The organism is Cupriavidus sp. PET2-C1, from assembly GCF_054515855.1.
Map to the genome: position 1 here is coordinate 2,947,484 of NZ_CM137259.1, position 13,950 is coordinate 2,961,433.

Sequence of the window (13,950 nt, forward strand, 5' to 3'; positions counted from 1 at the left end):
GTTCCTTCTAATGCTGACTAATAATGTTGACGAAACTCAGACCGAACGCAGCAGGGCAATCACGTGCTGCATCGGGGGCGTGTCGAGCTCACCGTCCAACTCCTTGCGCGCAAGAAGCAGGTCCATCAACTCGTTGTCGCTCAGCTCGAAGAGTTCGGAGAGCGAGGCCACGTCCTGGTCGGAGAGGCTTTCTTCGTAACGGTTGAAAAAACGTTCGACGATGATGTCGTTCTCCAGGAGGCCGCGCCGCGCGCGCCAGCGCAGTCGTGCACGCCGGTGCGGATCGGCCTGGTGGGAGAAACTGGGGGAAACACTTTCGGTCATAGGTACCTACTTCCGGCGCGCCGGTCGGGTATGCAGTTTGATAGCCCGGACTGACGCGCCGCTTACAACAACCGCGCAGGATCAGACCGAGCGGCGAACCATCAGCTCTTTGATCTTGCCGATGGCCTTGGTCGGGTTCAACCCCTTCGGGCAAACGTCGACGCAGTTCATGATGCTGTGGCAACGGAACAGGCGGTACGGGTCGTTCAGGTCGTCCAGGCGCTGGCTGGTCGCCTGGTCGCGGCTGTCCGCGATAAAGCGATAGGCTTGCAGCAGGCCGGCCGGGCCGACGAACTTATCCGGGTTCCACCAGAACGACGGGCACGACGTCGAGCAGCTTGCGCACAAGATGCACTCGTACAGGCCGTCCAGCTCGTCGCGTTCCTCGGGCGACTGCAGGCGCTCTTTCTCGGGCGGCGGCTCGTCGTTGATGAGGTACGGCTTGATCGAGTTGTACTGCTTGAAGAACTGCGTCATGTCGACGATCAGGTCGCGCACCACCGGCAGGCCGGGCAGCGGACGCAAGACGATGCGTTCCGGCAGCTCGAGCATATTGGTCAGGCAGGCCAGACCGTTCTTGCCGTTGATATTCATCGCGTCCGAACCGCACACGCCTTCGCGGCACGAGCGGCGGAACGAGATGGTTTCGTCCAGCTTCTTCAGCTTGACCAGCGCGTCGAGCAACATGCGCTCATGACCGTCGAGCTCGACCTCGTACGTTTGCATGCGGGGGGCCGCATCCTTGTCCGGATCGTAGCGGTAGACTTCGAAAATACGCTTCATTTCTGTGGGTCCTGTGGGTCCTACGCGGTGCTTAGAAGGTCCGGGCCTTGGGAGGAACGCTTTCCACCGTCAGCGGGTTCATCTTCACCGGCTTGTAGTCGAGGCGGTTGCCTTCGCTGTAGAACAGCGTGTGCTTGAGCCAGCTCTCGTCGTCGCGATTCGGGAAGTCGCTGTGCGCGTGCGCACCGCGGGATTCCTTGCGGGCAGCTGCCGAAATCATGGTGGCCTTGGCCACTTCCACCAGGTTGGCCACTTCCAGGGCTTCCACCAGCGCGGTGTTGAAGACCTTGGACTTGTCCTTCAGATGGATGTTGTCAGCACGTTCCGCCACTTCCAGGATGCGCTCGACGCCTTCGTCCATCAGCTTCTGCGTACGGAACACGCCCGCGTGCGACTGCATGTTCTTGCGGATGTCGTTGGCCACGTCCTGGGTGTATTCACCTGACGACGACGATTGCAGCTTGGCCAGGCGCGACATGGCGCGGTCGGCAGCATCGGCCGGCAGCGGCTTGTGCTCTTTCTGCTTGATCGAGGTCGCGGCGATGTGGTTGCCGGCCGCGCGGCCGAACACCACCAGGTCCAGCAGCGAGTTGGTGCCCAGGCGGTTGGCGCCGTGCACCGACACGCAGGAGCATTCGCCGATCGCGTAGAAACCGTTGATGACTTCGTTGGGGTTGCCGTTCTTCGGCGCCACCACCTGGCCATTGATGTTGGTCGGGATACCGCCCATCTGGTAATGGATGGTCGGCACCACCGGGATCGGTTCCTTGATCGCGTCGACGTTGGCGAACTTGACACCGATCTCGCGGATCGACGGCAGGCGCTTCATGATGGTGTCGGCCCCGACGTGCGTCAGGTCCAGCAGCACGTAGTCGCCGTTCGGGCCACAACCGCGGCCTTCCTTGATTTCCTGGTCCATCGAGCGCGAGACGAAGTCGCGCGGCGCCAGATCCTTCAGCGTCGGCGCATAGCGCTCCATGAAGCGTTCGCCGTCCTTGTTACGCAGGATACCGCCTTCCCCGCGCACGCCTTCGGTGATCAGCACGCCCGCGCCGGCCACGCCGGTCGGGTGGAACTGCCAGAACTCCATGTCTTCCAGCGGCACGCCTGCGCGCGCTGCCATGCCCAGGCCGTCACCGGTGTTGATGAAAGCATTGGTCGACGCGGCGTAGATACGGCCGGCGCCACCGGTGGCAAACAGCGTGGTCTTGGCCTCGAGGATGTAGACCTCGCCGGTTTCCATTTCCAGCGCGGTCACGCCCAGCACGTCGCCGTCGGCGTCGCGGATCAGGTCCAGCGCCATCCACTCGACGAAGAAGTGCGTCTTGGCGCGCACATTACGCTGGTACAGCGTGTGCAGCAGTGCGTGGCCGGTACGGTCGGCAGCCGCGCAAGCGCGCTGGACCGGCTTCTCGCCGTAGTTCGACGTATGGCCGCCGAACGGACGCTGGTAGATGGTGCCGTCGGCGTTACGGTCGAACGGCATGCCGAAGTGCTCGAGCTCGTAGACGACCTTGGGGGCTTCGCGGCACATGAATTCGATTGCGTCCTGGTCGCCCAGCCAATCGGAACCCTTGATGGTGTCGTAGAAGTGATAGTGCCAGTTGTCCTCGCTCATGTTGCCGAGCGAAGCGCCAATGCCACCCTGCGCCGCCACGGTGTGCGAGCGCGTCGGGAAAACCTTGGAAAGCACGGCGACATTCAGGCCGGCTTCCGCGAGCTGGAGGGATGCGCGCATCCCAGCGCCGCCCGCCCCGACGATGACCACGTCAAAGCGACGACGCGGCAATCCTGTCTTGACTGCGACCATTTATTACACCCTCCAGAGAATCTGAGCTGCGTAGCCCGCACAACCGACGAGCCACAGAATCGTAAGAACTTGCAGCACGAGGCGCACGGCCATCGGCTTCACATAGTCCATCCAGATGTCGCGCACGCCAATCCAGGCGTGATACAGCAGCGACAGGATGGTGAGGAACGTGATGATCTTCATCCACTGGTTGGAGAAGAGACCCGCCCACGCTTCGTAGGAAGCGCCGTTCGAGAGCAGGAAGGCGACTGCCAGCACGATGGTGAAGACCACCATGATGACAGCGGTGACGCGCTGCGCGAGCCAGTCTTTGAGACCGTAGTGCGCACCGACGACCAGACGCTTGGGACCGATATTATTATTTGCCACGTTGACTCTCTCCTCAGAACAGGCCGAACAGCTTCAGGCCGAACACAGCGGTGAGCAACAGGCTGATGATCAGCACGGCAACAGCGGACTTCGCCGAAGCGGGCTTGGTCACGCCAACGTGCACGTCGAGCAGCAGGAAACGGATGCCGGCGCAGAAGTGGTGCAGGTAACCCCAGATCAGAGCCAGCAGAACCAGCTTGACGAAGCCGCCGGACAGAAGCGCCGAGAACTTTGCGAAGCTCAGTTCGGAAGTGACGCTCTGTTCGAAGAGATACAGGACGAAAGGAAGGAGGAGGAACATCAGAGCGCCGCTTGCGCGATGCAGGATGGACACCTTGCCGGCCCAGGGCAACCTGTAACGCACCAGCTGCGTCACATGGATGTTCCTGAACTCCGGCCTGGCTTGTTTGGCTTCAGCCATTGCTAGACCCCATTTGCGGTAAACAAAAAACGAAACTTCTGAGCGCCCTGGATGCAAATGGATGCAGCCGGAGCAAATCCCGATAATTTTAGCGCCTTTGTTGCGCGGCGCACCAATAATTTTCAGCTATCGCGCACCAACATGGCGTGCCCGACAATCGCACGCAACCATGCCGCGAGGTAATCATCCCTGCTTTGCGCAACAGCGGGGGCTGCCGTGGCTGCAACAGCAATAATCGACATGGATTGCATTCCGGCGGGTCAGCTCAAATCGTTCTGATAATAGTGCCGGGTGGTTACATACAGGCCGCGACGGACTTCGACGGGCCGGTCGCCATAGGTGAACGAGACGCGCTCGACAGACAAAAGCGGCGTGCCAGCGTCCACGGACAACAGCGACGCGGTGGCCTGGTCAGCGGCCACCGCGCGGATTTTTTCGGTTGCCCGGATCATGCGCGTGCCGAATTCAGCCTCGAACAGCGCATACATCGGGCCCTTCCATTCGGTCAGCTTCTCGGCTGTCAGGCCCTTGAAGTTGGTGCCCAGCAGCCAGATTTCGTCCAGCACGGTCGGCTCGCCGGAGAAAAACAGCACGCGGCGGATCTGCACCACGCCATCGCCGGTGCGGATATCGAGAAGGCGTGCGATTTCGGCCGGCGCGCGCAGGCGCTTGCATTCCAGCACCTGGCTGGCCCCATAATGGGGCTCGCCCTCGTCCGGCACCAGGCGCAGGAAGCGGAACTTCACCCCATCCTCGTGGTGCGTCGTGACAAATGTGCCCTTGCCCTGGCGGCGCGCCACCAGGTTCTCGGCTGCGAGTTCGTCGATGGCCTTGCGCACCGTGCCCTGGCTGACCTTGTAGCGGGCTGCCAGGTCCATTTCGCTGGGGATCATGTCGCCAGGCTTCCATTCACCGGACTGCAGGCTCTGCGTGATGAGCGCCTTGATCTGCTGGTAGAGTGGGCTGAAGGTTGGCGAGGCCGCCGCGGCGGACGGCTGCGTCCCGGCGCCGGACGTTGCGGCGCCATTATCCTGCACTGCAGCAACGGCAGTGCCGGCGAGGGACGGGGGCAGGGATGACATAAGCGAATTTCACCACAAAACGAGGAAGCACGTCCAGCCCGCCATCAAATGTCTTATGTCTTATATAAGACATATGAATTGACAACACAAATGTGCAGGCCTACACTCCCGCAGGTTTCACGCCTGCACCCGCTCTGGATACGGCACCCCTCTTCGCAGTAGACTTACGCTTTGTCGCACCCCATGACCCGTTGTGGCTCTCTCCAGTCGGTACCGCTAGCAGCGCGCCGGCGGATTGCCGCTTGCCGCCGTGGCGACAAACCCGCAACCGGTGACGTCCGGACTACCCTCCGGCCAGGCACCGACCAGTTTCCCCCTCTTCTTGTTTGGAGAATTACTCATGGCTAAAGCCCCAATGCGCGTCGCAGTCACCGGCGCCGCTGGCCAGATCGGCTACTCCCTGCTGTTCCGCATCGCCAATGGCGACATGCTTGGCAAAGACCAGCCGGTCATCCTCCAATTGCTCGACCTCCCGCAAGCCCAGGCCGCCGTCAAGGGCGTGGTGATGGAACTGGAAGATTGCGCATTCCCGCTGCTGGCCGGCGTGGTGATCACCGACGACCCCAAGGTCGCGTTCAAGGACGCCAACGTCGCGCTGCTGGTCGGTGCCCGTCCGCGTAGCAAGGGCATGGAGCGCAAGGACCTGCTCGAAGCCAACGCACAGATCTTCACGGTGCAAGGCAAGGCGCTGGACGAAGTCGCCGCCCGCGACATCAAGGTGCTGGTGGTCGGCAACCCGGCCAACACCAACGCCTACATCGCGATGAAGTCGGCTCCGAGCCTGCCCAAGGAGAACTTCACCGCCATGCTGCGCCTGGATCACAATCGTGCCCTGTCGCAAATCGCCGCCAAGACCGGCAAGCCGGTCGCGTCGATCGAGAAGATGTTCGTCTGGGGCAACCACAGCCCGACCATGTACGCCGACTACCGCTATGCGACCGTCGACGGCCAGAGCGTCAAGGACCTGATCAACGACCACGCCTGGAACAACGACGTGTTCCTGCCGACCGTTGGCAAGCGCGGCGCCGCCATCATCGAGGCCCGTGGCCTGTCGTCGGCAGCTTCGGCCGCCAACGCTGCCATCGACCACGTGCATGACTGGGTCCTGGGCTCGAACGGCAAGTGGGTCACCATGGGCATCCCGTCGGACGGTTCGTACGGCATCCCCGAAGACACCATGTTCGGCTTCCCGGTGACCACCGCCAACGGCAAGTACGAAATGGTCAAGGGCCTCGAAGTCGACGCCTACAGCCAGGAAAAGATCAATATCACGCTCAAGGAACTGGAAGAAGAGCGTGCCGGCGTGCAGCATCTGCTCGGCTGATCCAGGATCCAGGCAGCGCCAATGACCAGACCGGAGCCTCGCATCGATTCACGAATCGGCGCAGGCTCCGGTTTTTTCATTCTGGCGCCCCGCCCCTTCCTCCCTCAACCGCTATTCGATTGAATAAAGTGCATCCTTCCGAGGTCTTGTTCCAGGGCGAAGCCATTCCGACGCAACTGCCGGTCTGCGACCACTATGCCGGCAACGAAAAGCTGATGCTGAAGTCGCTTGCCCTGCAGCAAGAGCTTGGGCCCGTCTTCGATATCACCTTCGACTGCGAAGACGGCGCCGCCGTCGGGCTGGAGCGCGAGCACGCCGAGTTGTGCGCACGCCTCATCAACAGCCCGCAAAACCACTTCAACCGCGTGGGCGTGCGCATCCATGACCCGGCGCACCCCTGCTGGCGCCAGGACATCGACATCCTGGTGGGCAGCGCCGGCGCCCGGCTGGCCTATGTGGTGGTGCCCAAGGTGACCGATGTGGTCGAGGTCGCGCGCGTGACCGACCACGTGAACCAGGCGGCCCGCGCCGCCGGCATCGCACGGCACATCCCCATTCATGTGCTGATAGAGACACATGCCGCATTGGACCAGGCATTCGACATCGCCCGCCTCGTGCAGGTGGAATGCCTCAGCTTCGGGCTGATGGATTTCGTCTCCGCCCACCACGGTGCCATCCCGGGCGACGCCATGCGCTCGCCGCAGCAGTTCGAGCACCCGCTGATCCGGCGCGCCATGCTGGAGATCTCGGCCGCCTGCCATCGGTACGGCAAGGTGCCCTCGCATAACGTCAGCACCGATATCGAGCAGCCGTCCCGCGCCGGAGACGATGCCCTGCGCGCCCGGGCCGAATTCGGCTACCTGCGCAAGTGGAGCATCCACCCGAGCCAGATCCAGCCGATCGTGGCGGCCTTCCGCCCCAGCGGCACGGAGATTGGCGCGTCCAGCGAGATCCTGCTGGCCGCCTACGAGAACAACTGGGCGCCGATCCGCCACCAGGGCCAGCTGCACGATCGGGCCAGCTACCGGTATTACTGGTCGCTGCTGCAGCGGGCGCACGCCACCGGTGCTGATTTGCCCGGCACGGTGCTCGAACGCTTCTTTGCATGAACGTTGCCTGGCGCGCGCCGGGCGATGACCATGGTGTGCAACAGGATCGACCCCACGCTTGGCTCGGGCAAGAGAGCAAACAGGAAACGCGATGTCAGAGCAGCCGCCAGTCCCGCAGAACGCCCCGAAGCCCAAGAAATCCGTCGCCCTGTCGGGCGTGACCGCCGGCAATACCGCGCTGTGCACGGTCGGCCGTACCGGCAACGACCTGCACTACCGCGGCTACGACATCCTCGACATCGCCGAGACCTGCGAATTCGAGGAAATCGCCCACCTGCTGGTGCACGGCAAGCTCCCCACCCGCGCCGAACTGGCGGCCTACAAGGCCAAGCTCAAGGCCCTGCGCGGCCTGCCCGCCAACGTCAAGGCCGCCCTCGAATGGGTGCCCGCCAGCGCCCACCCGATGGACGTGATGCGCACCGGCGTGTCCGTGCTCGGCACCGTGCTGCCGGAAAAGGACGACCACAACACCCCCGGCGCGCGCGACATCGCCGACCGCCTGATGGCCAGCCTGGGCTCCATGCTGCTGTACTGGTACCACTACAGCCATAACGGACGGCGCATCGAAGTCGAGACCGACGACGACACCATCGGCGCGCACTTCCTGCACCTGCTGCACGGCCAGAAGCCGTCCGCGCTGTGGGAGCGCGCCATGCAGACCTCGCTCAACCTGTACGCCGAGCACGAGTTCAACGCCTCCACCTTCGCCGGCCGCGTGATCGCCGGCACGGGCTCGGACATGTACTCGTCGATCTGCGGCGCCATCGGCGCGCTGCGCGGCCCCAAGCACGGCGGCGCCAACGAAGTGGCGTTCGAGGTCCAGAAGCGCTACGACAGCCCGGACGAGGCGCATATCGACATCTCGCGCCGCGTGGAGAACAAGGAAGTGGTGATCGGTTTCGGCCACCCGGTGTACACCACCGGCGACCCGCGCAACCAGGTGATCAAGGAAGTGGCGCGGCGCCTGTCCAAGGATGCCGGCTCGATGAAGATGTTCGACATCGCCGAGCGCCTGGAAACCACCATGTGGGACGCCAAGAAGATGTTCCCCAACCTGGACTGGTTCAGCGCGGTGAGCTATCACATGATGGGCGTGCCCACCGCCATGTTCACCCCGCTGTTCGTGATCGCGCGCACCTCGGGCTGGGCTGCGCATATCATCGAGCAACGCATCGACAACAAGATCATCCGCCCCAGCGCCAACTACACCGGGCCGGAAAACCTGAAGTTCGTGCCGATCGGAAAACGGAAATAGGCTGTGCAGGCCGCAAACCGCCTTGCCATGTAGCGAAGGCGCCCCCTTGCGCGGCCTGGGGTACACCGAATTATGTAACCGATAGTAGGGGCACTACGCCCCGACTTTCAAATCGTAGAGAATAGCGGCGGACCCGTGACTGCCGACCTTCCTGGCAATCACCGCCTTTGACCCAACTCCAGAAGGAACCCACAGAATGAAGCATCTCGTCCTCGCCGCCTGCATCGGCGCATTTACGCTGACCACCGCCGGTGTTGCGATGGCCCAGGAGCCGGCCAAGAAGGCCGCTCCCGCCAAGAAGGCTCATGTGAAAAGCACCAAGAAGGCTGCCGCGGCAGCACCTGCGGCCGCCCCCAGTGGCGAAAAATGGCAGTGCGAACTGGGCCATGTCATGTACATCGGCGGCAACATGCAGCGCGATGAAGTCATCACCGTGAACTGGGAGGGCAAGGAATACCGCCTGCCCCGCCTGTCCACCGTAACCGGCGCCGACCGCTACTTCGACGCCCGCTCCGGCCTGGACCTGGTTGTGATCCCGAGCAAGGCCATGCTGTTCAACAAGAACGCCGGCCAGCGCCTGGCCGACGAGTGCCAGACCGCGGACATGCAGGCTGGCGGCTCGGCCCCGACCCAGGCAGGCGCGCTGCGCGCTCCGGTAGCCACCCCGCTGCTGGTTGCCCCGTCGGCACCGGCAGCCGATGCCGCCCAGGCACCGGCCGCCCCCAAGCAGTAAGCACCAACCTATAAGCAGTAAGAGCAGTAAATTGCGGTAAAAGCAGTAAGCGGTAATCAGTAGTAAGGGGCTGTAGCCTGGCATCGTCCGGCCACAGCCCCATGGGCACCAGGAAGCACAAAACGCCGAGGGAATCCCATGTCCGCGCATATTTCGAACGTCCGCCCCGAACCGGACCCGGTCATGGCCGACATCGTCGACTACGTCACCAGGTATCAGGTCAAGAGCGCGCTGGCCTACGACACGGCCCGCAACTGCCTGATCGACACGCTCGGCTGCGGCCTGGAAGCCCTGTCGTACCCGGCCTGCACCAAGCTGCTGGGCCCGATCGTGCCCGGCACGATGGTCCCCAACGGCGCCAAGGTACCCGGCACCCAATTCCAGCTCGACCCGGTCCAGGCCGCCTTCAATATCGGCGCCATGATCCGCTGGCTCGATTTCAACGACACCTGGCTGGCCGCCGAATGGGGCCACCCGTCCGACAACCTCGGCGGCATCCTCGCCACCGCCGACTGGATCTCGCGCAACAACGTGGCCGCCGGGCGCAAGCCGTTGACCATGAAGGACGTGCTCACCGGCATGATCAAGGCCCATGAGATCCAGGGCTGCATCGCGCTGGAAAACGCATTCAACAAGGTGGGCCTGGACCACGTGGTGCTGGTCAAGGTGGCTTCCGCCGCCGTGGTTGCGCAGATGCTCGGCCTCGCCCGTGACGAAATCCTCAACGCGGTGTCCCTTGCCTGGGTCGACGGGCAAGCGCTGCGCACCTACCGCCACGCCCCCAATACCGGCAGCCGCAAGAGCTGGGCCGCCGGCGACGCCACCAGCCGCGCGGTGCGCCTGGCGCTGATTGCCCGTACCGGCGAGATGGGCTATCCCTCGGTGCTGAGCGCCAAGGGCTGGGGCTTCTACGACGTACTGTTCAAGGGCCAGCCCTTCAGGTTCCAGCGCCCGTATGGCACCTACGTGATGGAGAACGTGCTGTTCAAGATCGCCTTCCCGGCCGAATTCCACTCGCAAACCGCGGTGGAGGCCGCCATGACCCTGCACGGCCAGCTGTCCGCCGCGGGCAAGACGGCAGCGCAAATCAGGCAGGTCACCATCCGCACCCACGAAGCCTGCATCCGCATCATCGACAAGAAAGGCCCGCTGGCCAACCCCGCCGACCGCGACCACTGCATCCAGTACATGGTGGCGGTGCCGCTGCTGTTCGGCCGGCTGACCGCCGAGGACTATGAAGACAAGATAGCGGCGGACCCGCGCATCGACGCCCTGCGCGACAAGATCGTATGCGTGGAGGATCCGCAGTTCACCGCCGACTACCACGACCCGGAGAAGCGCTCCATCGCCAATGCGCTGACCGTGACGCTGAACGACGGCACGGTGCTGCCCGAAGTCGTGGTGGACTACCCGCTCGGCCACAAGCGCCGGCGCGACGAGGGCATCCCGCTGCTGGTGGAGAAGTTCAAGACCAACCTGGCCCGCCGTTTTCCGGCCAGGCAGCAGCAGGCGATCCTGGCGGTGTCGCTGGACCAGGCGCGCCTGGAGGCCATGCCGGTCAATGAGTATGTCGACCTGTACGTGATCTGAGTGATCCCAGTGATCTGAGTGATCTGAGTGGCCTGAGCAAAAAAAACAGGGGCGATTCGCACGCGCCAAAGCCAACAGGGGCTGACGGCGGCAGACGCCTTGGCCTAAAATCCACGCGGCACGTGCCTTGATTTAGCGATTCGGCAACAAGGCAGTCCTGCAAGATCAAACAGCAAGAAAAGCAGTAGGCATGAACACGGCGCGCAAACCGCGCCGCGCGCCGCGCGGCGACCCTGCTTCTCCGGCAGCCGGCGGCAATAGACGATTTACGAGTCCAAGCAAGTCCGCACCATCCTTCGATTGGAGTAAGGCAATGCCCCACAATCTCAATAAGACTCTGAAAGAATTCAAGATCGGCCCGTCGAGCAAGGGCCAGTTCTACTCCCTGCCGCAACTGGGCAAGGCCCTAGGCGTGGCGGTCGAGCGCCTGCCCGTATCGATTCGCGTCGTACTGGAATCCGTGCTGCGCAACTGCGACGGCAAGAAGGTCACCGAGGAGCACGTCAGGCAGCTCGCCAACTGGAAGCCTGTCGCCGAACGTGTCGACGAGATCCCCTTCGTGGTGGCGCGCGTGGTGCTGCAGGATTTCACCGGTGTGCCCTTGCTGGCCGACCTGGCCGCCATGCGCAACGTGGCCGAGAAGATGGGCAAGAACCCGAAGAAGATCGAGCCCCTGGTTCCCGTGGACCTGGTGGTCGACCACTCCGTGCAGATTGACCACTTCCGCGAGAAGAACGCGCTGGATCTCAACATGAAACTGGAGTTCGAGCGCAACAACGAGCGCTACCAGTTCATGAAATGGGGCATGCAGGCCTTCGATACCTTTGGCGTGGTGCAGCCGGGCTTCGGCATTGTGCACCAGGTGAACCTGGAGTACCTGGCCCGCGGTGTGCACAAGAAGGACGGCGTGTACTACCCCGACACCCTGGTCGGCACCGACAGCCACACCACCATGATCAACGGCATCGGCGTGGTGGGCTGGGGCGTGGGCGGCATCGAGGCGGAAGCCGGCATGCTGGGCCAGCCGGTCTATTTCCTGACGCCTGACGTGGTCGGCGTGGAACTGAAGGGCCGCCTGCGCGAAGGCGTGACGGCAACCGACCTGGTGCTCACCATCACCGAAATGCTGCGCCGCGAGAAGGTCGTCGGCAAGTTCGTCGAGTTCTTCGGCGAAGGCACGGCCAGCCTGGCACTGCCGGACCGCGCCACCATCGGCAACATGGCACCGGAGTACGGCGCCACCATGGGTTTCTTCCCGGTCGACGAGAAAACCATCGACTACTTCAAGGGCACCGGCCGCACCGAAGAGGAAATTGCCGCCTTCGAAGGCTATTTCCGTGCCCAGAAGATGTTCGGCGTGCCCAAGGCCGGCGAAATCGACTACACCAATGTGGTCACGCTGGACCTGGGCACCGTGGCCCCCTCGCTGGCCGGCCCCAAGCGCCCGCAGGACCGCATCGAAATCGGCAACGTCAAGTCCACCTTTGCCTCGCTGTTCGCCAAGCCGACCGCCGAGAACGGCTTCAACAAGGACATCGCGGAACTCGACAAAACCTACACCACCGCCGACGGCGTGAACGTGAAGAGCGGCGACGTGCTGATCGCCGCCATCACGTCCTGCACCAACACCTCCAACCCGAGCGTGCTGCTGGCCGCCGGCCTGCTGGCCAAGAAGGCGGTGGAAGCCGGCCTCAAGGTGGCGCCGCACATCAAGACGTCGCTGGCCCCTGGCAGCCGCGTGGTAACGGAATACCTGCAAGCCGCCGGCCTGCTGCCGTACCTGGAAAAGCTGGGCTTCGGCGTGACCGCCTACGGCTGCACCACCTGCATCGGCAACGCCGGCGACCTGACGCCGGAACTGAACGAGGCCATCACCAAGAACGACCTGGTGGCCGCCGCCGTGCTGTCGGGCAACCGCAACTTTGAAGCACGCATCCACCCGAACATCCGCGCCAACTTCCTGGCCTCGCCGCCGCTGGTGGTGGCCTACGCCATCGCCGGCAACGTCACGCGCGACCTGATGACCGAGCCGGTGGGCACGGGCAAGGGCGGCCGCGAGATCTACCTGGGCGACATCTGGCCGACCTCGGAAGAAATCCACGCGCTGATGAAGTTCGCGATGGACTCGAAGGTGTTCAAGATCAACTACGAGCAGGTCAAGAAGCCGAGCAAGCTGTGGGCCAAGGTCAAGGGCACCAAGGGCCAGGTCTACGACTGGCCGAAGTCCACCTATATCGCCGAGCCGCCCTTCTTCGACGGCTTCGGCATGGAACCGGCCGCCACGCAGTCGAGCGTGCGCAATGCGCGCGCGCTGGGCGTCTTCGGCGACTCCGTGACCACCGACCACATCTCGCCGGCCGGCTCCATCAAGGAATCGTCGCCCGCGGGCAAGTACCTGCTGGCCAACGGCGTGCTCAAGGCGGACTTCAACAGCTACGGCTCGCGCCGCGGCAACCATGAGGTCATGATGCGCGGCACCTTTGCCAATGTGCGCATCAAGAACCTGATGCTGCCCGTGAAGGCCGACGGCTCCCGCGTGGAAGGCGGCGTGACGCTGCACCAGCCTTCCGGCGAAGAACTGTCGATCTACGACGCCGCCATGAAGTACATCGCCGAGGGCACGCCCACCGTGGTGTTCGGCGGCGAAGAGTACGGCACGGGCTCGTCGCGCGACTGGGCGGCCAAGGGCACCCAGCTGCTCGGCGTGAAGGCCGTGATCACGCGCAGCTTCGAGCGTATCCACCGCTCAAACCTGGTCGGCATGGGCGTGCTGCCCCTGCAGTTCAAGGGCAGCGACAGCGTGCAGACGCTCGGCATCATCGGCGACGAGACCTTCGACATCGAAGGCATCGAAGGCGAACTGAAGCCGCAGCAGGACGTGACGCTGGTGATCAAGCGCGCCAACGGCGACGTGCAGCGCGTGCCGGTGCTGCTGCGCATCGACACCCCGATCGAGGTCGACTACTACAACCACGGCGGCATCCTGCCGTTCGTGCTGCGTCAGTTGCTGGTTGCCTGACCGGAGTCCCCCTGGCCCTTCGGGGCCAAGGGGTGACGCCGCTGGCTCTGCGCCTCTTTCGGAGGCCATGGCCAGCGGCGTTTTTCTTTGGGGCGCCATCCGCGCTGGCCCTAAAGCGCATCAGCCGTCGC

12 protein-coding genes are annotated in these 13,950 nt (G+C 63.7%); 6 read left to right on the forward strand and 6 right to left on the reverse strand.

All coding sequences use genetic code 11. The features are described 5' to 3' along the window. Positions 1 to 36: 36 nt before the first annotated feature. From ACX12D_RS13365 to ACX12D_RS13390, 6 genes are all read right to left on the reverse strand, one after another. Positions 37 to 324, reverse strand: a complete 288-nt coding sequence (locus tag ACX12D_RS13365) for an FAD assembly factor SdhE (RefSeq protein WP_006161620.1) — start codon at positions 322 to 324, stop codon at positions 37 to 39. A gap of 81 nt (positions 325 to 405) precedes the next feature. Beyond that, positions 406 to 1,107 (reverse strand): succinate dehydrogenase iron-sulfur subunit, encoded by a 702-nt coding sequence (locus tag ACX12D_RS13370; RefSeq protein WP_043348027.1) that lies wholly within the window; start codon positions 1,105 to 1,107, stop codon positions 406 to 408. 31 nt (positions 1,108 to 1,138) lie between these two features. Then, entirely contained in the window at positions 1,139 to 2,917 is a 1,779-nt protein-coding gene (gene sdhA / locus ACX12D_RS13375) for a succinate dehydrogenase flavoprotein subunit (RefSeq protein WP_043348030.1), read from the reverse strand. 3 nt (positions 2,918 to 2,920) lie between these two features. After that, positions 2,921 to 3,286 (reverse strand): succinate dehydrogenase, hydrophobic membrane anchor protein, encoded by a 366-nt coding sequence (sdhD, locus tag ACX12D_RS13380; protein WP_043348033.1) that lies wholly within the window; start codon positions 3,284 to 3,286, stop codon positions 2,921 to 2,923. A gap of 13 nt (positions 3,287 to 3,299) precedes the next feature. Continuing rightward, a complete protein-coding gene (gene sdhC, locus ACX12D_RS13385) occupies positions 3,300 to 3,707 on the reverse strand; it encodes a succinate dehydrogenase, cytochrome b556 subunit (RefSeq protein ID WP_441641300.1) in 408 nt (135 codons plus the stop codon). 260 nt (positions 3,708 to 3,967) lie between these two features. Beyond that, positions 3,968 to 4,789 (reverse strand): GntR family transcriptional regulator, encoded by an 822-nt coding sequence (locus ACX12D_RS13390; RefSeq protein WP_043348039.1) that lies wholly within the window; start codon positions 4,787 to 4,789, stop codon positions 3,968 to 3,970. Between the two features lie 340 nt (positions 4,790 to 5,129). Between ACX12D_RS13390 and ACX12D_RS13395 the strand changes: the two genes are divergently transcribed. The 6 genes from ACX12D_RS13395 (at position 5,130) to acnA (ending at position 13,819) form a co-directional block, all read left to right on the forward strand. After that, positions 5,130 to 6,113: a malate dehydrogenase gene (locus ACX12D_RS13395; protein WP_150993520.1), complete on the forward strand. Its 984-nt coding sequence runs from the start codon at positions 5,130 to 5,132 to the stop codon at positions 6,111 to 6,113. Between the two features lie 128 nt (positions 6,114 to 6,241). Continuing rightward, the gene (locus ACX12D_RS13400; RefSeq protein ID WP_459371458.1) at positions 6,242 to 7,222 is read left to right on the forward strand and encodes an HpcH/HpaI aldolase/citrate lyase family protein; all 981 of its coding nucleotides are present in this window, start codon (positions 6,242 to 6,244) and stop codon (positions 7,220 to 7,222) included. Positions 7,223 to 7,313: 91 nt separating this feature from the next. Next, a complete protein-coding gene (gene prpC / locus ACX12D_RS13405) occupies positions 7,314 to 8,477 on the forward strand; it encodes a bifunctional 2-methylcitrate synthase/citrate synthase (RefSeq protein WP_459371459.1) in 1,164 nt (387 codons plus the stop codon). Positions 8,478 to 8,673: 196 nt separating this feature from the next. After that, positions 8,674 to 9,210 (forward strand): hypothetical protein, encoded by a 537-nt coding sequence (locus ACX12D_RS13410; RefSeq protein ID WP_459371460.1) that lies wholly within the window; start codon positions 8,674 to 8,676, stop codon positions 9,208 to 9,210. A gap of 138 nt (positions 9,211 to 9,348) precedes the next feature. Further along, positions 9,349 to 10,800, forward strand: coding sequence for a bifunctional 2-methylcitrate dehydratase/aconitate hydratase (locus ACX12D_RS13415; protein ID WP_459371461.1), 1,452 nt, complete (start codon positions 9,349 to 9,351; stop codon positions 10,798 to 10,800). Positions 10,801 to 11,113: 313 nt separating this feature from the next. Continuing rightward, entirely contained in the window at positions 11,114 to 13,819 is a 2,706-nt protein-coding gene (acnA, locus tag ACX12D_RS13420; protein WP_459371462.1) for an aconitate hydratase AcnA, read from the forward strand. Positions 13,820 to 13,950: the final 131 nt, after the last annotated feature.